The following is a 23,123-nucleotide window of genomic DNA, read 5'->3' on the forward strand; positions in this document are numbered from 1 at the left end:
CGGAAAAACCAACCACTTTGAATCTTTTAAATAAACGAAGGAGTTTTTTATATGACAACCGATAAAAAAGTGCCCAAATATCGGCAGATAATAGACTATATGAAAGAAAAAATTGAAAACGGAGAATGGCCAATTGGAAGTAAAATCCCTAGTCAGCGGCAGTTAGCAAAATTATTTCATGTAAATCGAAGTACTGTAATAAATGCGCTAGATGAACTTATGGCAGATGGTTTAATTCAAGGACAAATCGGAGCAGGAACAATTGTAACAAATAATACATGGTCATTATTAGCAACTAATCCCCCGCCCGATTGGAGTGAATATGTAAAGGCCGGTATTCATAAACCAAGTAAGTTAATGGTGCGAGAAATAAATGAAGCAGAAGCAAATAAAACGCTTATCCATCTTAGTAAAGGTGAACTTGCACCTCACCTTTTCCCGCTCGAAACTATGCAATCTATAATTAAAAACGTCAGTGAGGAATTAGATTATTTCGGATACGAAGAACAAAAAGGTTTTTATCCGTTACGTGAAGCAATAAGCAAATACGTAAAATCATTTGGAATACATGCATCACCGGGTTCTATATTAATAGTCTCTGGTGCACTCCAAGCATTACAATTAATATCAATTGGTCTTTTACATAGAAAATCAACTGTTTTACTTGAACAACCTTCTTACTTATATTCACTTCATGTTTTTCAATCAGCAAATATAAATTTATCCGGTATATCAATGGATCATCACGGTATTTTACCTAACGACTTATTAAAACGAATTAAATATAGTCAAAAGAATAATATTTTATATTCAATCCCTTGTTTTCAAAATCCAACGGGGATATTGATGTCCAAAGAGCGAAGAAAAGAAATATTAAAAATATGTGAAAAAGAGCAATTGCCTATCATCGAGGATGATATTTACCGAGAGTTATGGCTTGATGAATCACCTCCAGCTCCTTTAAAGTCGATGGATAAACATGGACATGTATTATATATTGGTAGTCTCTCTAAAACACTTAGCCCAGGACTTAGAATTGGATGGATAATCGGACCAGAACCTGTTATTGATAGATTGTCAGATATAAAAATGCAAACAGACTATGGATCCAGCTCTTTATCTCAAAGAGTAGCTGCTGAATGGATAAATGAAGGTTTTTATGAAGCACATGTAGCAAACGTAAGAATGCACCTGAAAGAACGAAGACAAATAATGATACGAGCTTTAAATAAATATTGTGCAGATATTGCATCATGGGATATTCCTAGTGGTGGATTTTTTATATGGCTAAAAGTTGTACATAACATTCCGATGAAAAAACTATTTTCAGAGGCACTATCAAAAGGAATTCTTTTAAATCCGGGACGTATTTATGAAGAAGAATCAGATCAGTACATTCGTTTATCATATGGATATGCTACTCCAGAACAAATGACTAACGGAATTAAATTGCTCAGTGAATTAATTCGGAAGTTAATGGCATAAAAAAAATCCTCTTTTGTTTTTGGAGGATTTTTTTATGTATCTTATTTACCACAATTTCATTTCCTGCCCTAATAAAATAAGTTCTTCATAAGGATCTCCGTCAATATTTAATACTTGAGCAAAAGCAGGTTCTGTTTTTAAACCTTGTTCCTTTAAGCGAATAACTTCCTCCCTTATATGGGGATGCTGCATTAATAGCATGTGTTCCACTATCATGTGTCTATATGCATTTTGATTACGCACTGGCTTCGGTTGAGCAAATAATTCAAATTCAAAACCTTCGAATTCAAAATTCACCTTTATCGATTCAGTACCTTTAATTTTTTTCTTTTTTATGTTGAACCCTCCATAAGAACCATATAAAGATCTCATTTCCTGCTCAAAAACATCAAAGTTATATACTTCCATTACAATATCTAAGTCAGATTGAGGAGTATCAATTCTTATAGGGATTGTCCCGCAAAGAACGGGATTATATAAAGCTAAATCCTCCATTATGTTTAGGCTATTCAAAACATCATATATTTTTTGTTGTTTCTCATTGCCCGATTGTAAATATGTAATAGATGTAAACATAGAAGTCTCTCCTTCATTTAACATAATAATCATCTCACTAAATATTTAAATCATTGGGTTTTGTTCTAGGAGTACCTTTATTTCAATATATTAAGCCGAACTAACTATATTTTTCAACTTTTCTCCTATACTGCAATACTATAAAAATAAAAAAGGAGGAATTATTATGAGCATTTTTAACATTCTTTTAACCATACACATCCTATTTGGAACAATATGCTTAATCACTGGTATTGTAGCGATGGTTGCCCAAAAGAAGAAAGGAAAACATACCGAATGGGGCGAAATATATCATGCATCCTATGTTGTCATTACCCTTACGGCAATAATATTATCCATTATCAACTGGGATAAAATCGCATATTTATTTTATGTAGCAATCTTCTCTTATTCATTTGCGATTTATGGATACCTTGCACGAAAAAAACGTTGGAAAAATTGGCTCCATCACCACATTAGAGGTATGTTAGGTTCTTATATAGGTGCAGTCACCGCACTTTTAGTAAATGTCGGCATCCATATTCCCATTATAAATTTACTTCCGCCAATATGGTTTTGGTTTTTACCCACCTTAATTGGTATCCCCCTTGTAGCCAGTGTATCAAAAAAATATAAAAAGCGTAGTTGAAATTAATTACATTTTGATTACTTTCTGATTATTAGAATGAAAAATTATACTCTATGTATCACGAATGATATCATGAGTGCTCGCCCTATGAATATTTAAAATAAAATGCCGCCCAACAGGACGGCTCTTATTTTTACTTTACAAACGTAACATATTCACCAGAAACCCATTGATTTCCACCAACATTATACCAACCATCTTTATATCCAAATGATTGATATTTTTCACCTTGATACACGTTTTTCACAATGCCGTAATTTGTTCCTGGGCCGGTACGAACACGCAATACATCAGCGATTATAGTAACTACACCTACACCCTCGTTTGATGATTGTGAAGGTGTTGGTACATTTCCTCCCGTATAACGAATATATGATGGATCGTTATAAATCCACTGATCGCCACCGAGATTTAACCAACCATTTGATTGTCCAAATACTTTGTAGGACTCTCCTTTCCCTAATTGACGAATAACGCCATATCCAGTACCAGGTCCTTTTCGTAAATTTACATTACTACCGTTAATATAAGCAATCCCTACACTATCATTCGACGGGGGAGGAGTCACTACGTTTTGAGCACCTTTTCCAAAAGTATCCGTTCCATATCCTTTGTAGTTATATTGCAAATGCGCGCTATCCACAAATCCTTTCCAGTCACCGCCCCATTCAAAGCCAATTTGTTTAGCATAACGAATTGCTGATGCCCACGGTTCTTTATTATAGCCATTCCAATCTTCTGTACCATTCGACTGAATTGGAACAAAATCTAATGCCTGTCCTACTAAGTGATATGAGCGCATCGTTTGTGATGCTCCTTTACGAACATATTCACGTTGTTGCTCGACCGTACGGATTGTTTCATAAATTAATACTTCAATTCCATTGTCGATACAGTACTGATACCACTTAAAAGCTGCAGCTTTCGTATTATCCGCTAATTTATTCAGATTACTTACATTTCTATTGTGGTATTTCAATATGCAACATCTCCTTTTCTATTATCCTATGCAAAACTCGTCTCACGGGTTGTACATATACCTAGAACGATACGAAGTACAAATACATAGGAAGCCAATTCAGCTAAAAAGGTTTTTACTTCTAGCTTCAAACTTTGTAAGTTGAAATCGAAGCAATAAAAAAACCACAACCTAAGTCTTCAAGTTGCGGTTTTTGATATTTTCTTTTTATATGCTACATGCCTTCTTGCATTGATAATCCTAATATACAGGTTGTGTAAATTTTTCCTTCATGAATAACACTTCTTATTCATGACTTTTCCAATCCAATAATATTGAATGTAAACGATCCGGATAATTAGTAAACATCCCATCGACTCCCCATGAAAGTAACTTTTTCATATCTTTTTCATTATCTACTGTAAATGGATGAACTTCTAATCCGTTTTTCTTTATTTTCTTTACATAATCTGAATCAATATATTTGTAATTCATACCAAGACCTATGCAGTACATTTTATACTTTTCTATCTCTAATTTTGTTAATTGAACTGCTTTTTTATAAGGTAATAATTGTACTATGGATATATTACTATTTAAGCTATGAATCTTTTGTAGACTTTCTTCACTAAACGATTGAATAATCACTTTATCCTGTATTTCGTAGTGATTAATAATTTCTAATAATTTTTCTTCCATTCCTGGATATTCATCAGGTGTTTTTGTTTCGATATAATAGTTCGCGTTATGCCCAAACGTTTCAATAATTTCTGTCAATGTTGGGACTTTTGCATTTTCAAATTCTTTCTTTGCTAAGTTCGGATATTTTTCATTAAAAAAAGAACCTGCATTTAGTTGCTTTACTTCTTCTAATGTATGCTCTTTCACTAGCCCTGTACCATTTGTTGTACGGTTTAAGGTTTCGTCATGCATAGCCACTAAATGTCCATCTTTTGTCATTTGGAGATCAATTTCTATATAATCTCCATTCATTTGTTGGCCTAATCGATATGCTGCTATTGTATGTTCAGGCGCGAACGCAGAAGCACCTCTATGTGCGATATTTTTTATATGATTTGATTGATTCATAGCTTTAGTATACTTATGTTCATTAATTTTCTGAAAAACAAAGATACTTATTATTATAAAGGCACAAATTATTGTAACGAGATATATCTTTCTCATAACGATTTATAAGCTCCTATATAAAGACAATTTAACTTGAATGATTTACTCAATTACATGTCGATTTTCCAATACAGTCATTTTGCCGATAGCTTGAAATCCCGATTTTTTATAAATATTGATTCCATCGGTTGAAGCTTGTAATACACAATACGTATTTTTAAATTTTTGTGCTTCTTGCAGAAGGAAATTGAACATAGTAGATCCGAATCCTCGTCCTCTCATTTCTTCTTTCGTTGCGATGTCATAAATACCAATACTATCTTTTGAACATATCAATGAACCAACAGTTACGATTTCACCTTCATAAAATCCTAAAAATAGTTTCATATTCTCACTGTTCCATAAATCAAGATTAGAAATTTGATTATAGAATGCTTGTACATATATAGCTTCTTCTGATGTGCCGAATAGATTAGCTAACGTTTCTCCAAATTTTTTTATTAGTCCAGGTGAAGATGCTTGTTGAATTGTAAAACTTACTGGCATGTGTATTGTTGGAGAAATTGTTTTTAAGTCTGCTACCATCGCAATATTTTGCTCCGCTTCTTTTAAACCGATTTTATTTAACTCGCTTTTTATATCCCGCTCTTGCTCCTCATCCCATAACCAAACACTCATTGGAAATTTCTTTTGATTATAGTATTCTACCTCCTTATATAATTTCTCGACCCCTTCCGTTAAATTATTGTTCAGTAGAGTGATGATATTGAATGTATCGGCAGGTAATCCGCAATCAACAGCAATATAATCTTTCGTTTCTTTTATACTCATTCCGGGCACAAATTGCGCAACATATGAAGTTTTAAATGCAAAGTTATCTATTAGTAATTGTTTATAATTCATCAATAGTTCTCCTTTTCATAAAAAGTAATACTCGAATCTCTCTATATTAAATATAACATATTAGAAATTTACCTTTTTTTATAAAAAGTACCTCTTTAAATTGTGCTCTATAGTTTAAAATAATTAAAAATGATATAACGTTGTCGGAATGAAAAAAGTGGTATATAATAAATATTAACATTACTAGTAATTATTTTAGGTATTCCTAGAATAAAGGAGCGATACATATGAAAATTACTATTTATTTCGGAAGTCATGAAGATCAAGATGTTCGTACTATGGACTGTCATTTAGATGTAGAAGATACAGAAGAGATTGTTTCTGTATCATAATATAAATAGTTAGGGTAAACCCTATTCCCTACAGCGTTTAAGGCACCTTTTATAAGGTGTCTTTTTTGTTATATTTTCATCAAAAACCCTTTACTTTATAGCGTTTTAATAGTAAAATATAATTATACGAACAAACGTTCTTTTTATTTTAAACGTACATGAAGGGATGATTTTAACAATGGCTCCATTAAAGCGCAGAGGAAGAAAAAAGCAAGCACCTATTATTTCAAATACAGGCTTTATCGGCTCTGTCTTTATTGATACATTGGAGTTACAAAAGAAATCCTATTATTTCGCTCGTAAAAAACTTCAAATTGTTCATCACGTATTAGATGGTCTCTCTGGAGCAACAAGCGCTTTGTTTAAAGAACATAACATTTCAGCATACATGTCATGTGTATATTTACATAAACAAAAGAAAATTGGCTTTGTTCTTTCAACGAAACCATTTGAACAAAGTGATGGCGTTGCTTATTTTGTAAATTATTTAATCGAAAAGAATTTTTACGGCGGCCATGACGAAGATGTAGAATATCAAGAAGTATTTAATACAGGTTTTATCGGTGTAGTATTCGCTGATTTATCTAGTATAGATCGCTTTAATTTCGAGTTTGAAATGGGTATGTTAACGAAATTAATGAAAGATATGATTATTCCGGTTAAAGAACTCTTTTTACGCCACAATGTACCGGCATACATTTCCACTTCTCATTTAGAAGAACAAAACAAATTAGGTTTCGTTCTATCTGTCAAACCATATGATGAACGTGCAGAAGCAGATTTATATTTTGAAGCGTATTTAAAAGAGCGCGGGTTATTTATTGGTGATGAAGAAGATGATATTGATAAGATTGTTATTAGAAAAACAGCTGAATTACGATAGAAAAGCGCAGGATGCTAATCCTGCGCTTTTTAAGTTACGTTAAACACTATAATCTTTTGAATGAATTTCTAAATTAAACTTATTTGCTAAAATTTTATTCAAAGTAAAAAATACAATCCCCCCTGCAATGGGAAGCGTGTAGGCTGGAATGAAATTTAATAATAGTCCTGATATTGCAAGTGCTATTGGTTGCATTATTTTACCTAAGCTTAATCCAATACTAAGAACTCTTCCTCTATATTCTTCAGGAATCTCATTTTGCATGAAATACATTAAAGGAATATCAATTTGTGCTATCATAAATCCTAAAAAGAACATAATCATGCAATACGTAGTAACATATACCAAATTATTTACTACAATAGATTTAAATAAAACAGGTATCCCTGAAACTATCATAAAAATTGCCAACATAAAACTTATTTTTTTCAATAGATAAGAATAAGAATAACAATCAGTTATCTTTTTCACTAATATTGCACCAACTATCATACCTATCGGAAAAGTCCCTTGAATCATACCAAATTGCTTAGAATTAAGATTGAGAACTGTGTTAATAATGTATGGCAACGGAACGGTTACAGCAAAGCCTAAAAAGAAATTAAGGGAAATTAAAATACTAAAAGTATTTTTTAAGCTTTTCCGCTCCAATAAGTAAGAGTATCCCTCCTTTATATCTTCAATAAAATTAATTTCTCTAATTGAACATTCCTCATTTATGTTTTGCTCGCACAATTTAAAGTTTATAAACAATATGGATATAGCCGAAAGGATAAATGAAATACCGTTAATAATTATAAAAGTTTTCATATCAAAGACTGCAAAAACAATGCCCCCTAACATAGGCCCTAAAATTAAAGATATAGAATCGATAATTTTACTTATAGAATTAATACTCATTAACCGTTCTTTAGTAACCATATTCGGTTTTACGGCCTCTAATCCTATTCCAAAAAACGTTGTAAATACGGTCATAAGAAAGGTAGTAGTATAAATAATGAATAAGTTTAATCCATAATAGTTGCTTAATATATAAACAGTTATTAATAAGCACCCGCTTAATACATCCATGCAAACGACGAGTTTCTTTTTATCAACCTTATCAGCAATGACACCGGCAAATGGATTCATAACAATCATTGGAATCGTTCCTAAAATAAGCGTAATCGCGAAATTTAAAGCAGATCCGGTTATTTGTAATACATACAATCCTAATGCGAAACTATAAATAGAGCTACCAAATAGTGATACTGTTTTTGCAATTGAATATAAACAAATATTTCTTAGTTCTTGGTTTCTATTTTTATTTTCTATATGTAATCGTAAACTTCCCATCATTTTCCCCCCTGCATAACTTTGTATTACGTACATTGTAAGTTCTTGGGTCAGCCCAATAGCAATATGTACGATTTGAAAAGTTTTAAGGGAAAATAAATAAAAGATGGAGTTAACTCCATCTTTTTCCGAAAAATGAATATGTATAAATTTCTTCTCCTTGAACAAAGAAATCTTCGTACTTTCCGCCTCTTTTTAAATAATTTGAAGTGCTTTCATCAATCGATTGAAACTGTAAATTTTGGATTTCTTTCGTTACTTTTGCAGATGTAAAATTCCCTCGGAGTCTAGGTGCAATTTGGCTATTTATACTAAATTTATTAAATAAAATAAATGAACTTAATAAATAACAATTGTGTTTAAAAAGGGAATTTAATTCGCGCAATAAGAACTCCTCATGTTCAAAACTATAATTACTTGTACCTGATTGATCGATTACAATATCAATAGAACTACTCTGAATAGGTATGTTTAGAAAGTCGGCACAAATAAATACAATATTTCTTTTCACATTTCTTCTCTCAATTACATCTTTTAAAAGTAAAAGTTTATTCAAATCTCGATCAACAGCAATATATAAACAATTTTCCGGTAGTTCTTCATAAATATTTCGTAAAAAGAACCCAATACCAGACCCTAAATCAAGTAGTATTTTTTCATTTAAATCTAGTTGCATTAGTTTCTTTTTTGACCATTCTCCTCCTCTTTGAACATTTTCCAAAAAAGCAGTATCGGTTTCATGGATATAATCCGAAATAGAATCTTCAAGTGATGTCTTTTCATACGCTTTCAACAAGTTACCAGCTGTTAAAACCCCTGAAATAATCGCGTATTCTTCACCACAATTACAAATTAACTTTCCTTCAATAATTTGATTCTTATTAATAATCCCATCTTCAAGAATTAAATTTCCGTTACACTTAACACATTTAAATAAATGAAGTACTTTTAAATCTACCCCTAAAATTGAACTCGAGATTTCAGTTTCTATAGATAAATTATGTAACGCTTCCTTTAATTTATCCCGTTTCTTCTCCAAAAGTTCTATTTCCTGTTCCATTTCGTCATATTTTAGTTTAAATAAAGATTGGTAAAAGGTAATTTTTTCGTAATTCATAGATTTCGCTAAATTTTTATAAAAAAATAGTTCTTTAATTTCATTCAAGCTAAACCCTAAATCTTTGTAATGTAATATAAGTTCTAAATCTCTTTGACAATACTCATCAAAAAAATAGTGCCCTCCTTTTTTTTTCAGGAATAATGAGACTGAGATCCATATAATGTCTAATTGTATCAATACTTATGTTATTTACTTCACCAAACTTACCGATTTTCATAATATCCCTACCATTTAAATATTTTTTTATATAGATTTCTATTTTTATCTTTAAAAATCCTTTCACCTTTTTTTATCAGCATTATTTACGGAATAAACAAATAGTATTATTTATATTGTTGTGCCTAATAATATAGCATGCAACTTTTGGTTTTATGTATGTTAAATTGTCAGTATCAAAATTATTAAACCTAAATAGATTTATTACTCTCTACTTAATGAAATGTACCTATAAACGGACATTATAGCATCGCTTTATTGAATTGTTGGAGTAGGATTACTGTAGAAGGTTACATAGGGGGAGCGTCAGGAAAATGCCGATTTACAATGATAAGGGAATTCCAAATTAAAAAGCGCAATTTCTCTGCAAATCAAAACAGAGAAATTGCGCTTTTTAATTATTTCATTTTTTTATTGAATTCATTAACTGGAAGAAGTATTCAGGTTTATGAGTCTTATTTAGGTTATACCATGAATGTAATGCATCTGGTGTAAATACATCTATTTTTTTCAGTACCTCCCTTGCAAATTCCAGAGGAGCTATTCCTGATGCAGTAACTAAATTCGCATCAGATACCGCAGATCCCAACTCATAAAACTTTTCTCCTTTATAGTTAGGACATACCATTTTAGTATATTCTAAGTTATTACTTGTATGCTTTCTAGTATCCAAGTATCCCATATTCGCTAGGGCATCAGTTGCACCACAAATTGCAGCAACAATAGTGCCAATCTTTAGAGCTTGGCCAATTCTTTCCAAGATAGGTTGATGAATTTCTTCGCTCCAAGTAGTCCCTCCTGGTAAAATTAAAAGATCTTTACTCTCAAGAGTACATTCATCAAGGGAAATATCTGGTTTTATGCTCAGTCCTCCCATAGTAGTAATCATTTCTTTATTAGCTCCTACTGTAATTACTTTTAAAGGTGCTAAATCTTTTTTGAAATATCTTCCTGAGTTTAGTTCAGCAACTAAATATCCATATTCCCAGTCCGACATTGTATTAAATACATATAGAAAAACTTTTTTTGTTTGCATCCAATAACACTCCAATCACAATTTATATAGCTATTATAATATAACTTCCCTGACAGTTAACGTCAGGGAAGTTATCATACTTGATGAAATTTTATTAATTCCGACAGAACTTCAATAAGTCTTTTCTTAAGACTTATTGGCTCAATAACTTTAATAGATTTATTGTACGGTAAAAGTAAATAAGGTACATAGGTATGTATCATATCTTTTTCAAGAAGAAAAACAGCTTGATTTGAAGTCCGTTCTTGTAAATAATGTCCTAAAAACCAATGTTGGCAAATATCAGCTAATACATTTTTATCCCCATTAATAACCAAAGAAATAATATCTTTCTTATCTTCTATAGTTGGAAGAAGACTTTTTATAAAAAAGTCCCGTGCCGAAAAATTTTCTGGCCGGTTAAACTTATTTTCCGTTAACATTAAACTTTCAATTCGATCTACTCTAAAACTACGGATATCATTCCTAAGATGACAAAATCCAATCACATACCATTTATTATTCCAATAGATAATTCTGTATGGATCGACCAATCTATAATTTAATTTCTTTTCACCATTTTTATGGTAAAGAATTTTTACTGAGTACCCATCAGCTACGGCCTGCTCCAACTCCTTCAAAAAAGTTTCTATAGAGAGCGGACTTAATCGACTTATTACTTCAAGACTAGTTAAATGTTGATTTATCTTTGTTTCCTGCTCTTGATTTGAGTATTTACTTAGTTTTGAAATGGCCCTATTTAATGCTTCACCTCCATAATACCCGGCTTCCTCTGCAAAAACAGCAGCATGAAATAGTGAAGTTTGCTCCTCACAATCAAAAAAAAGAGGGGCTTCAATAAAATTGTTCAATAAAGTGTATCCGCCGTTATGTCCTGGTTCTGAAATTATAGGTACTCCACTAGTTGAAATTGTATCAATATAACGATACACAGTCCTTATATTCAGCTCTAACTTTTCTGAAATTTGTTTTGCAGTAATTTTTTCACCTGAACGAAGCATCCAAAGAATTGCTAACATATTGTCAATTTTAGGCATATAATCTCACCTCTATATGAAACTTATTTTCTATTATAAATTTCCGATTTTCGGTATAACTCATCAATTGTTCCTTAAACTTTTTCTTCAAAAATAATATCCATTCTGATTTCGTTCAGTTGCTGAAATTGCCTTGAAGAATTCTGGTTAATTGAACTGACACGTATAATAGCATAAATGGTACTGCAAGCGTAACTAGTTTCCTTACTTTTATATTAACCTTTCCCCTTGAAACTAAAGATATATCTTTTATATACTATTGGTTAAATTTGGATGGATGAACATTATTTTATATTGAAAAAATAAATACGTCAAAATTATTTTACGGAAATTATAAAAATCATATTATATATAGATTAGTAAACTACTGAAATAATGCCCCCTAAAAGCGAAAAACGTGTTTCTATCTGTGAATTTATAAGAAAGGATGACGTTTTTATTTCTATTTGTATGTGCGATAAATTACACCTATTTCCCTGAGAATTTTAAAAATCCTCATCCCCAATACCATATGAGTTGTTGCTACGGGTCTTGGTTTTGTACAAAAAATCGATAGAAACCAAGAAAATGATTTTATATCTTTTTATGTTTAGAGGAATTAAAAAATCACTCCCCCCCTTCATATACGTGTAATATACAGGGATTTATAACTTGATATAGAACATAAAAAGGAGATGTTTATATTATAAATAAAATGATATATATAAGTGGAGGGTTAGAAAATGAAAATTGCAATAGTCTGCTTCGATAACTTTACTGATATAGATGTTTTTCTACCATGGGATTTATTAAATCGTGTACGTTTAGTCGGTGGTCTTTCTGATTGGGATGTACAGCTTTTAGGAACGGAAGAAACTCATATATCTATGTCTGGCTTGCGTATTCCCATGACAGGAAGCATATCTGATATCCCTTTTGCCGACGCTGTAATATTTGCAAGTGGTAAAGGTGTAAAGGATTTATATAAAAACCAACAATATATTAATAGCATTCATGTAGATCCTCAAAGACAATTAATAGGATCTATGTGCTCTGGTTCACTACTATTAGGAGCTAAAAAATTACTAACTGGTAAAAAAGCTACAACATATCCATCCGCAGTAGAACAGCTAAAACAATTTGATGTAGACGTTATTGAGCAAAGTTTCGTAAACGAAGGAAATATCTCGACTGCTGCGGGTTGTTTTGCTGCTCAAGAACTCTCAGCCTGGATTATAAGGACCCTACTTAATAAAGAAATGGTTGATATTGTACTAGAAACTGTTCAGCCAGTAGGAAAAGGTTTATATTTTTAATCTCAAATCAAGTCAAGGAATTGTGGTTGCTCCCCAAAACGATAAAATAAGATTTTTGTTTCAAGTTAACACAAATTTCGTTCTAGAGTGCTATAAAAATTCAACTTGATGATGGCGTGCACCATTTATAAATAAAAAACCCGTGAACTATTCACGGGTTTTACCTTAATAACTAATTGCAATTGTACCTTCACCTGCATGAACCGCAAATGAAATTGGTAATGGATATAATTTGAAATCCATTTCAGGGAATGCTTGTCTAATATCTGCAATCCATTCTTCAGCTCCAGCTTTATCGTTAGCATGGAACATGTGAAGTACTTTTGGTAATTCTTTTTCAAGTTCATTTTTAATATATTCTCGACATTTTTGGATTTTACGAACTTTCTTTTCAAGTAAAAGCTCTCCACCTTTTACTTCTAATATTAAGTTGACACTTAATAAACTTCCAAGTAAAAATTGAACTCCCTTTACACGCCCACTTGCATAAAGGCCTTTTAAACTTTTCGGGAATACGTGGAAAGGTCTTCTTTTTTCCTCTACTAATGTTTTGTGTATATCTTGTAAAGTCATACCATCATTGTATAACGATTTCGCTTTTCTAATTAGTTCATCCATTGGATAACTTGTTGTTTCACTGTCTAATACCGTTAATGGAAAACCTGCCATTTCTGCAGCTAACTTCATATTTTGATAGGTTCCACTTACTTTTCCGCTAATAGCAACTGCAAATCCTTCTTCATATTCTTCTTTGCATTTCGAAAATAACTCTACCATTTCCCCTATGTTAGGCTGTGATGTAGTGACAGTTTTACCTTCGTTCAAAGCATTATAAACGCGCTCACGCACACCTTCTTCACAATCTTTGTACGACACACCATCAATAATAACTTCAATTGGGATAACAAAGTTATCTCCTTCTGTTTTAAAACTCGCAGTTGTACTATCAGTAATCCAAGCAACACGATTCATGTTGTTCCTCCCTTAATTCAATTCCTCTTTTCTAATTTTTCTATATATTTATGTTATGAAAAGAGAATATCCCTGTAATAGTAACAGGACTTTATTGTTTTGGCTATAGTAGATGCATATTAAATGTGACTATTTCTTGTCTATTTCACAAATAAAAAAGAAAATCAAGGAATTTGCTCGATTTTCTTCTTATCATATACTATTTAAAAGTTTCATTATCTAAAATTACTACATAATCATTCGTTAATCGTCCAGCTTCTTTTGTATAACTAACAAGCCTTTGTATATTATCACAGCAAATTTTTGCTCCCCATACGAGTAACGGTACGCCAATAAAATCAATATGGAACCTTCTAGAAAACAGCCCACCGAAAGTCATCGGTAAAGGCACTGTTGGTGATGTATTAGAAAATATAATCTTTTCATGGCTTTGATAATGTTTTTGCAAGATTTCTCCTAAATGCTTCATCGCTGGTACAACAACTTTTGATGCGCCACATCCAATCGTATATACAGGATGACCATGTTCATCGATTCCATGAAAAATAATTTTTCCCATATCTTCTGTTTTCAATTTATTAAAGTAATCTACATTCAAAATTTCTTCTTTCGTTAACTTACGATCCGTTGGTAGTTTATTTAAATGATACGCTGCAGCTAGTGAGGTAGTATGTGTTCCACCAAAATCTGTGTAAATGTATATCATATTATCATCCCTTGTTGTAAAAGTTCAATGTTAATTAGTATTACCGTTCTTAGCAATGTTAAACAAGGGATGTTATTTGTCCCATATGAATCATGGACTGGATTGTTACAAACCACAACAAAGCCGAAATGAGCCAAATACGGTTTATTTTCACTTTTCGTTCTTTACTTTGCATCAAAACAATAATAAGAACAACAAGTAAAATATCCATTTAGAATCCTCCTATAAACTTGTTTATCTTTAAAGCTTATATTCTCCCCTTCTCATCAGCCTTAAGCATTATTTATAAAAATAAAAAGACGTACTTTTTACTCGTACGCCTTTAATAACTCGTTTAAACTCCTATTTATCAACTAATTCCATACCTTTAGAATTAGTTTTACCCAACACTCGAATGTTAAATTTATTAATGGCTTTTAAAAAGATATTATAAATACAATATCCAAAAATAGAACCTAGAACATTACAGATCACATCATCAATATCAGTAATACGTCCCACTCCACTAAATAACGACTCAATTAATTGTAGCAATTCAATACTAGCTGATATAGAAAATCCTAATAAAATTGTATTTTTGAATTTCTTATATTTATCCCATAGGATAGGTGCTAAAAATCCTAAAGGCATTAATAATAAAATATTCCCGCCTACATTTCTTACAATTAGACCAATCATAAATAGGGCATCTCCATCATAAGCACTACCAATTTGATTGATGTCTTTAATAATTGATGCAAATGGTATTATATTGACCGAGCGATTCAGATTTTCAATATTAGAAGGAAAACCGATTGGTAAAGGGAATAAAGTTACTGCAACAACCATACAAATGTAGACCACGAATAAAAAACTTACTAGTTCTTTCCACCAAATCACATATTTTTTATTTTTGGTACCAATTAATATTCCACGTACAATTAAATAACAAATAACCCCTAAAATAATAAACAAACTACCGTTGATCATATACAAATTGTTAACACATCCTTTCATATGAAGTAATAATTAAAATTTACAACTATATAGTAATGTTTTTTTATTTAAAAATCCATATATTTATATGTAATTGTGCAGAATTACAAAAAACCCTTATTAAATGAATATAGGGTTCCTCGTTAACTAAAATATTTTTCAAAACAGAAACAAGCATGAAGCCGTTTAAATTATTTTCGTATCTCTTCTTTTATATCCATATAATTAAAAAGCTCTTTCTATTTCTGTCATTAATTTTTCGGGTCCTGCCCCTTTATTCGATGGAATAACTAAAGTGATTCCTAATTCTGGATATATAGCCGAGCGAAAACTGACGCCTGGATCATATCCCATTACATGATATTTGAATACCTTGTTTTGTCGTGTTTCAATCCATATTCCATATCCGTAAGATTGTTTATCATTTACTTGAATGTGGGGAGTTAAAAGTAACCTTGTATATTCCTTTCCTAAAATTTCATTATTAAATAGTGCCGCCCAAAATTTCAGCATGTCTGGTGCAGTAACATATGCACCTCCATCAGCTCCTCCTTTTATTGGTATAGAGTAGACGTTTGTTCTCCAATTTTGGTTGGTTTCGTCCTTTATATATCCTAGAGCTGTATGTCTTGGTAATCTATCTAACGAAAAATAGCCAGAATCATTCATACCAACAGGATTAAAAATGTTTGTTTCTATATACTCCGTGAATTTAAGTCCCGTCTGTTCTTCTATTATTAATCCAAGTATAATAAAACCTGCGTTGTTGTAGTGAAACTTATTTCCAGGTGCAAACATCATATTATTGTTTTGAAATAATGGTAAAAAGTCTTTTACGCTCTTTAATAGATACATAGGTGTTTGTTTCCAAAGGTCTTCGAAGTTATCCATAATACTTTCATCAAAATAATCTGGTATACCAGCACTATGTGTTAGTAGTTGATGTATTGTAATATCTTCATCGAAGTTTGGAAATTTTATCTCTAGACAATCTTTTAATTTTGTATGAAAAGAAATAACACCTTTTTCAACAAGTTGACAGATGCCAATTGCAGTGAAGATTTTACATCCTGAGGCAATGCCAAATCTTGTTTGTATCGTATTGTTTATACATTCACTTTGGTTTGCGTAACCCAATGCTGTTTCATAGACTAAATCTTTTTCTTTTTTTACTAAAACTACTCCAGAGAAATCTATTTTCTTTTGTATTTCTTTTACAATTTTATCAATTTCATCTTTTGTTTTTATCACGACAACCACCCTTATCTTTCGGTATTGTTCTTTCCTCTTATTAATTTTTCCATATAAAGAGGAAAGAACCCTCTTATTAAATACGATAAATTGTTAATGAGAACACAAAGTTCATTTCGAAGTTATCCCGCTATTTATGAGCAGTAAGACCCCCATCTCAAAATTCAGTAGAAGCAAAGAAATGAGGTAGGGGCCCTGCTGCCCGTAAAAGCCCGATTGGTGAGGGCTAATAATCAGCGGAGGATGCCCCCCTGATTAAAGTTTCACTTTATTGATTCAGTAGAATACAACTTAGATTGTGATGGGAATAAAGTAAACACACACAAGACAATAGTAATAAATAACATGATCAATGAACCTACAATAACTACAAGTTGTATAGAAATGAACTGAGTCGCAACACCAGATAATATTGTAATAAAGATTGTTACTAACGCAATAACAAGTCCATATATACTCCCGATCCGTCCCATTATATGAACGGGAACGTTATTTTGGTAAAATGTATAAAATCCTGTATTTGCATATGCCATAGAGAAAGATAAAATAAAGAATCCAATAGCAGCTATTAAAAATACATTTGAAAAAGCATAAATTATATAACCAATTGCGATGAATAATGATCCTATTCCAATTAGAAATGAAGGTGCTAATTTCTTTGATAAAATTGTATTTGTTATGGCACCTAAAATAAATCCTGCACCAGCTATACTAACTAGAAAACCGTATTCACTATCTGTTAGTAGTAATACCTCTTTCGCAAACGATAGTTCAAGTGAATCAGTAGCAGTTGCTAATACGAACATACTTTGAAATAAGAAATACACACATACGACATACACATGTTTTCTACTAAAATTTATAACAGTGTTCCAATCTTTTTTTAATACTGTAAGAGATAATGTATTACTTGTTGTATCCGAAGCTTCTTTCTTATCAAGATTAGGTAAAAGTAATGTAATGAATCCTGATAAGAGAAATGCTATAGCATTTATATATATAGCATACTCTGGTGTACTCGCAATTAATAATCCCCCCGCTACTGCTGGTCCAATTAGTGATGCACCAGATCCTATTAAACTGCGTAGTGAGTTGAAACGCTGTCTTCGCTCTACTGGAATTAATTTCGTCATATACGTCATAGCAGTTGGCTCATAAATTGCACTGGCCATACTTATAAAGAATACGAATACATAAACAATCCAAAGTGACGGAAGTAAAGGTAAAATAGCGATAAATAACGCACGATATATATCGAGGTGAATCATTAATTTCCGTTTATTTAAACGATCAATCATACTCCCAGACCAAGCGTTTGTAAATAAAATGGCTAATGGTTTTATTACATATAAAGTAGCAACAGCTAAGGCTGAGCCACCCATATTATAGACAAGTACATTCAGTGCTATTAAGTAAATCCATGCCCCTAAATTCGCAATACCAACTCCGGACAATAGTAATAAAGGATATTTCCAATCTTTAAGTAAGTTCTTCATTTTTGGCCCCCGCTTTCCAAATTGTTTTAAAACAATAAAAAAATCCCACCCCCAAGACTTTTAGTCTTAGGGACGAGATTTATCATCGCGGTGCCACCCTAGTTTATTAATATGTCGCCATATTAACCTTATCAGGTACTGCATTATTTTCATGCTTATACCTTAGCTCTATAACGGGAGCTCCCGTCACACCATCCCCTAATAATAGGTTCCGATGTGCTGCTCAGAGGCTTGGTTCAATAAAGAATTTTTACTCCTTTTCAGCTAAATGGAGCTCTCTGTGAAAAATTCATTTTATTTACTCTTCTCTTCACTGCATTTATTTTTTCCATATTATCACATATACTTTTAACTGTAAATAAACAATAATCAGATATTTAATAGCGTTTCACTGTTAGTTCTCTTATTTATTATTTTTTCTAAAAATTACGGTGCGTGAAATTACTTACAGCTCTAAAGAAAGAGCTATTTGCATATAGCTCCTTCCAAATGCCCGAATTAATTCGTATTCGCCTCTGTTAAAGGTTGTAACGGCGGTTCTAATTCTAGTTCTAGTGTATCTCCTTCTTGTAAATCTTGTCCTTTTTCAATACTTTGGCTCGTTACATAACCCGTACCAGAAGTTTTCAAATCTAATTTCAAAAGCTTAGAGAAATACATAACATCACGCATGGACCAACCTTTTATATTTGGCATTTGTGCGTTATTCCCCAATAAAAATATACGATCCCCTTCACTCATGACCTCGCCAGACTGTGGATATTGTTTTATTATTTTTCCTTCTCCTAAAATTATTGGCTGTAGCTTCTCTTTTTCTACACTTTTTTCTGCTGTACCCATCGATTGATTTACATAATTTTGTACTTTTAATTGTGATTGTTTCGTTGCATCAGCTATTTGTTTTTCTGTATACGGTTTCACCTTTAAATATTCAAGGCTGTTTTTTGTAACAGGTTTAAATATTTCAGCAAGAGGCTGAGCTCCATACTCATCTCCTTTTAACTTTGGCTGCTTAATAGCTAAGTATACGATTAACTCCGGATCATCAATTGGAGCCATTCCTAAAAAGGAGAAAATGTAATTCTCTTTCCCTTCCATATATCGGCCGTTTTCAGGATTCGGTATTTGTGCTGTTCCTGTCTTACCTCCAATTGGATAACCATCCACTTTATACATTGTACCAGTTCCTTTTGAAGATGTTATAACACGCTCCATTAAGCTTCTAACTTTGTCCGCTGTTTCTTTTTTTATCGGATTCCCAATTTCTTTCGGTTGATTTTCCATAATAACTTGTTTGTTTGTTGGATTTACAACTTTATCAACGATATATGGTTGCATCATTTTCCCGTCATTTGCTATAGCAGTAGCCGCTTGGATTAATTGAATCGGAGTTACTGTAGAACCTTGACCAAAAGAAGTTGTAACCTGTTGAATTTGCGTATTTAATAATAAAGTATTTTTACTTTCTCCAGGTAAATCTATTCCTGTTTTTTGATTGAATCCAAATTTATTCATATATTGCTTAAATTTATTTGGTTTCAGTAACTGATCTTCTAAAATAGAAAAAGCTACGTTTGATGACCTTTCAAAACCTTCATCAAATGTAATTGATCCCCATCCAAATCCACCATTATGATCTTTTATATCAGATGAACCAACGGAATATTTTCCAGATTGAAAATATTCTTTGCCGTTATATACACCTTCATTAATGGCAGCCGCTAACGTAAAAACTTTCATTGTTGAACCTGGTTCATATGCATTTGCAATCGGATCATTTAAAAAGTATTCGATATCACCTACATTAGGATTGTAACTAGGTTTACTAGACATCGCTAAAACCTTTCCTGTTTTTGGATCAGCAATAATTCCAATTAACATAGACGGATCATAATGCTCTTGTGCTTTGTTCATCGCTTCTTCTAAAAAGCTATTAATTTGTTTATCAAGTGTTAAATATACGTTATTTCCATTTTTAGCAGGTTCTACTTTACCTATATCATTTGTAAGCGGAATCCCTCTTCGTGTACCCACATATTCTATATTCCCGTTTGTAGAGCGCAAATATTTATCCAAACTCTTTTCAAGCCCAAACTTTCCCTCCGTATTCCCTTTATCATCTGGTCTAGCAAAACCAAGTATATAGGATGCAAAGTCTTCATTCGGATACACTCTTGCTTTTTCCGACATAAAAGATACACCTGGTATTTTTAAATCATTAATTTTTTCCTTCTTTTCCCTAGATAAGTTTCGTCCAATTTTCCCAATTTCAACTTGCGTACGCCCTTCATGAAAGTTTTTTAATACTTCTTCTTTATCAATTTCAAGCGCATCGGCTAATTGTTGTGCGGTTTCATCTTTATTTTTCACTTTATCTTTTCCTTTTAAATTCACAACAACTCGATACGTTGTAGAATCTTGTACTAACACCTTTCCTGTTTGGTCATAGATAGTACCACGATTTGCTTCTAAAACACCTTTTTTATTATGTTGTTCATTCGCGAGATCCTTTACATTCACATTATGCACGACTCCTACTGCCTGAATATAGAATATACGCAAAATCATAATAAGAAACAAAATAATAAAAGCAATCATCATATATCGAGCGCCTTTATTCGTTTGAAGTTTTTGCATGCTTATCTCCTCTCTTTTGGAATGGATTCGTACGAAGATGCGGTTTGAAATTTGTATTTTTTGTTTGTGATACTATATGTTTCGAAGTTTTCTTTTTAATTCCTTTAAAACAATGCAAAACTAGCTATTGTTATTTTGTTTCATTATTTTATATATTTTAAATACGGTGCGTGAAATTTCAGAATATTAATCCGTGCAACTTAATTACAGAGCACTCTAAACTCTTTTCGTATTTACTATAAAAAATTCCCCTCTGGATGTCCAAAGGGGAACTTTTTATAGTAAATTATGCGATATGGTTATATTTTGCTAAGAAAGGAATTCGTCTCGCTACTAATGCATACATTTTGAATACGAATTTCGCTATTGGTTCAAACATACGTGTACTTTGCATTACTAAACCGCTCGTAACAAGTGTTATGAAAGCTGCACCAAGTATATCTAAAGGATAATGAACACCTACATACATACGTGATATACCAACTAACACTGCCCATAATAGCGCGATATATTTCAGTTTTTCTCCTCTAAGAATAAATACGAAGGCGATTGAAAATACAAGTACAGAATGATCACTAACGAATGATGAATCTGCTACGTGTGGTACTAATTGATGTACATCATGTGATACAAACGGACGCGGATGGTAATATACCGCATGTATAAGAACATTTACTACTAATGCAATAATAACCGAAAGTGTCGTATATAAAACTGTATATTGTTTTCTAATTGCATTCTCTTTCTTTCCATTATTAAACCATAAGATAAACATAAATAAAATGGCTACGTATGCAGCGCTATTTGTAATAGAAACCATTAACGTATCTAATAGTTTAGATGAATCAGCAAAATTATTAAACCACTGAAATACTGTGTAATTCATAATACTCTCTCCCTACTTACAAGTGTTCTTGATTTACACAGTATACAATACCATTATGAAAATGGGCTTAAACTTTTCTCATCTAATTCTCATTTTACTATTACTCATGTGACAATTATAAAGCAAATTTTATACGCTATTTATATATAAAGTTCGTAAACCTTTATAATAAGGCGATTCGTATTTTTTTCATGTTTGGAATACATAACATGTTCATTTAAATATACTAATTGCAAAATCATATTTTTTAATTCATTTGAAGTACAATATTTCCAAATTGTTCTCCAAGTTCCATACGGCTTAGCGCTCGAATTGCTTCTTCTAACGAGTAAACTTTATCAATAATTGGTTTAATTTGATGTTTTTCTATAAACTTTATCATCTCATTAAATTCCTCACGGCTACCCATGGATGTTCCCATAATATCAATTTGATTGTAAAATAGCGCGCGTAATGGTAATTCAATTTTATCTCCTGAGCTTGCACCAAAATTCACGATTCTTCCGTTTGGTTTTAATACATCAAAATATTTCAAAAAAGTTGCTGGACCTATACTATCTATTATTAAATCTACTTTTTCACCTTGTAAGCTCTCTTCCCAATTTCCGGCACTATGAAAAGAAATATCTGCACCATATTTTGCAGCAAGTTCCCTTTTATTCTCTACCCTTGAAGTAACACTCACTTTTGCGCCAATTGCTTTCGCGAATAACATGGCAAATGTAGCAACACCACCGCCTATTCCCGGAATTAAAACGTGTTCGCCGCACTTCAATCTCCCTTTTGTAAAAAGCGCCCTATATGCAGTTAATGCGGATAAAGATAAAACACCTGATTCTTCCCAAGTAAGATATGACGGCTTTTCTACTACATTTTCAGCTGGTACAATTACATATTCAGCAAACGTTCCATCTTTCGGTCCACCTAGCACTTCCGGTAACTCCGGTACTTCAGTAGCATGTTCCCATCCAATACTAGGATTAATAATAACTTCTGTATGTAGTGTAATATTTGAAACTCCTTCTCCTATTTCTGTAACAATTCCTGAGCCATCTGAACCTATTACTAATGGTAGATCCATTTCTTTTCTATTGTTTATAATAAATAAATCCCTATGATTTAACCCTGCAGCTTTTAACTTTATTTTTACTTCACCTGCATTAGGACTTATCTCAGGTGAAAATTTATATTCTAACCCCTCTAATCCTTTTTCATATTGATGTACAATAGCTTTCATTGCTTAATTCCCCCTTAATATTTCCAATGTA

The 23,123-nt window shown here is 32.0% G+C and carries 20 protein-coding genes, 1 pseudogene and 1 other annotated feature; of the genes and pseudogenes, 4 read left to right on the forward strand and 17 right to left on the reverse strand.

The genetic code is table 11. From position 1 onward, the window contains the following. Window positions 1-51: 51 nt before the first annotated feature. The gene (gene norG, locus M1D66_RS14080) at window positions 52-1,485 is read left to right on the forward strand and encodes an efflux pump transcription regulator NorG (RefSeq protein ID WP_242285279.1); all 1,434 of its coding nucleotides are present in this window, start codon (window positions 52-54) and stop codon (window positions 1,483-1,485) included. A 45-nt stretch (window positions 1,486-1,530) separates the two neighbouring features. Here the strand turns inward: norG and M1D66_RS14085 are convergent, their stop codons facing one another. Then, window positions 1,531-2,061 (reverse strand): DUF4269 domain-containing protein, encoded by a 531-nt coding sequence (locus M1D66_RS14085; RefSeq protein ID WP_000495197.1) that lies wholly within the window; start codon window positions 2,059-2,061, stop codon window positions 1,531-1,533. 166 nt (window positions 2,062-2,227) lie between these two features. Between M1D66_RS14085 and M1D66_RS14090 the strand changes: the two genes are divergently transcribed. After that, entirely contained in the window at window positions 2,228-2,689 is a 462-nt protein-coding gene (locus M1D66_RS14090) for a DUF2306 domain-containing protein (RefSeq protein ID WP_000021744.1), read from the forward strand. Window positions 2,690-2,822: 133 nt separating this feature from the next. Here the strand turns inward: M1D66_RS14090 and M1D66_RS14095 are convergent, their stop codons facing one another. The 3 genes from M1D66_RS14095 to M1D66_RS14105 all read right to left on the reverse strand — a co-directional run bounded on the left by M1D66_RS14095 (window position 2,823) and on the right by M1D66_RS14105 (window position 5,678). Beyond that, window positions 2,823-3,668, reverse strand: a complete 846-nt coding sequence (locus M1D66_RS14095; protein WP_242554530.1) for a M15 family metallopeptidase — start codon at window positions 3,666-3,668, stop codon at window positions 2,823-2,825. A 285-nt stretch (window positions 3,669-3,953) separates the two neighbouring features. Then, complete coding sequence (locus tag M1D66_RS14100) at window positions 3,954-4,832, reverse strand: glycerophosphodiester phosphodiesterase (protein ID WP_242554531.1); 879 nt, start codon at window positions 4,830-4,832, stop codon at window positions 3,954-3,956. 45 nt (window positions 4,833-4,877) lie between these two features. After that, entirely contained in the window at window positions 4,878-5,678 is an 801-nt protein-coding gene (locus M1D66_RS14105; protein ID WP_242554532.1) for a GNAT family N-acetyltransferase, read from the reverse strand. A gap of 510 nt (window positions 5,679-6,188) precedes the next feature. On the opposite strand from M1D66_RS14105, the gene M1D66_RS14110 reads away from it, so the two are divergent. Continuing rightward, complete coding sequence (locus M1D66_RS14110; protein WP_000035355.1) at window positions 6,189-6,893, forward strand: hypothetical protein; 705 nt, start codon at window positions 6,189-6,191, stop codon at window positions 6,891-6,893. Between the two features lie 39 nt (window positions 6,894-6,932). On the opposite strand, the gene M1D66_RS14115 is transcribed toward M1D66_RS14110, so the two are convergent. The 4 genes and pseudogenes from M1D66_RS14115 to M1D66_RS14130 form a co-directional block, all read right to left on the reverse strand. Further along, entirely contained in the window at window positions 6,933-8,228 is a 1,296-nt protein-coding gene (locus M1D66_RS14115) for an MFS transporter (protein ID WP_025687543.1), read from the reverse strand. 112 nt (window positions 8,229-8,340) lie between these two features. Continuing rightward, window positions 8,341-9,565 (reverse strand): annotated as a pseudogene (locus M1D66_RS14120) (methyltransferase domain-containing protein). 402 nt (window positions 9,566-9,967) lie between these two features. Continuing rightward, window positions 9,968-10,600, reverse strand: a complete 633-nt coding sequence (locus M1D66_RS14125) for a type 1 glutamine amidotransferase family protein (protein ID WP_242554533.1) — start codon at window positions 10,598-10,600, stop codon at window positions 9,968-9,970. Between the two features lie 74 nt (window positions 10,601-10,674). Next, window positions 10,675-11,637 (reverse strand): helix-turn-helix transcriptional regulator, encoded by a 963-nt coding sequence (locus M1D66_RS14130; RefSeq protein WP_242554534.1) that lies wholly within the window; start codon window positions 11,635-11,637, stop codon window positions 10,675-10,677. A gap of 722 nt (window positions 11,638-12,359) precedes the next feature. Here M1D66_RS14130 and M1D66_RS14135 point away from each other — a divergent pair. Next, window positions 12,360-12,932 (forward strand): DJ-1/PfpI family protein, encoded by a 573-nt coding sequence (locus M1D66_RS14135; RefSeq protein ID WP_242554535.1) that lies wholly within the window; start codon window positions 12,360-12,362, stop codon window positions 12,930-12,932. Window positions 12,933-13,097: 165 nt separating this feature from the next. Here the strand turns inward: M1D66_RS14135 and M1D66_RS14140 are convergent, their stop codons facing one another. The 9 genes from M1D66_RS14140 to M1D66_RS14180 all read right to left on the reverse strand — a co-directional run bounded on the left by M1D66_RS14140 (window position 13,098) and on the right by M1D66_RS14180 (window position 23,092). Further along, on the reverse strand, window positions 13,098-13,904 hold the full coding sequence (locus M1D66_RS14140) for a DegV family protein (RefSeq protein WP_001082413.1): 807 nt from the start codon (window positions 13,902-13,904) through the stop codon (window positions 13,098-13,100). A gap of 199 nt (window positions 13,905-14,103) precedes the next feature. Beyond that, window positions 14,104-14,610 (reverse strand): DUF3189 family protein, encoded by a 507-nt coding sequence (locus tag M1D66_RS14145; RefSeq protein WP_000639421.1) that lies wholly within the window; start codon window positions 14,608-14,610, stop codon window positions 14,104-14,106. Between the two features lie 58 nt (window positions 14,611-14,668). Beyond that, window positions 14,669-14,821, reverse strand: coding sequence for a hypothetical protein (locus M1D66_RS14150; protein WP_000353718.1), 153 nt, complete (start codon window positions 14,819-14,821; stop codon window positions 14,669-14,671). A gap of 131 nt (window positions 14,822-14,952) precedes the next feature. Next, window positions 14,953-15,585 (reverse strand): VanZ family protein, encoded by a 633-nt coding sequence (locus M1D66_RS14155; protein WP_000281844.1) that lies wholly within the window; start codon window positions 15,583-15,585, stop codon window positions 14,953-14,955. A gap of 225 nt (window positions 15,586-15,810) precedes the next feature. Next, window positions 15,811-16,836, reverse strand: a complete 1,026-nt coding sequence (locus tag M1D66_RS14160) for a serine hydrolase domain-containing protein (protein WP_242554536.1) — start codon at window positions 16,834-16,836, stop codon at window positions 15,811-15,813. A 263-nt stretch (window positions 16,837-17,099) separates the two neighbouring features. Then, on the reverse strand, window positions 17,100-18,332 hold the full coding sequence (locus M1D66_RS14165) for an MFS transporter (protein ID WP_153595238.1): 1,233 nt from the start codon (window positions 18,330-18,332) through the stop codon (window positions 17,100-17,102). 65 nt (window positions 18,333-18,397) lie between these two features. Next, window positions 18,398-18,655, reverse strand: a binding site (T-box leader). Window positions 18,656-18,830: 175 nt separating this feature from the next. Next, the gene (locus tag M1D66_RS14170; protein WP_001170938.1) at window positions 18,831-20,969 is read right to left on the reverse strand and encodes a penicillin-binding protein; all 2,139 of its coding nucleotides are present in this window, start codon (window positions 20,967-20,969) and stop codon (window positions 18,831-18,833) included. Window positions 20,970-21,255: 286 nt separating this feature from the next. Further along, a complete protein-coding gene (locus M1D66_RS14175; protein WP_001110132.1) occupies window positions 21,256-21,855 on the reverse strand; it encodes an undecaprenyl-diphosphatase in 600 nt (199 codons plus the stop codon). Window positions 21,856-22,102: 247 nt separating this feature from the next. Continuing rightward, window positions 22,103-23,092 (reverse strand): zinc-binding dehydrogenase, encoded by a 990-nt coding sequence (locus M1D66_RS14180; RefSeq protein WP_242554537.1) that lies wholly within the window; start codon window positions 23,090-23,092, stop codon window positions 22,103-22,105. Window positions 23,093-23,123: the final 31 nt, after the last annotated feature.

It is taken from the genome of Bacillus sp. PK6-16 (assembly GCF_056530295.1).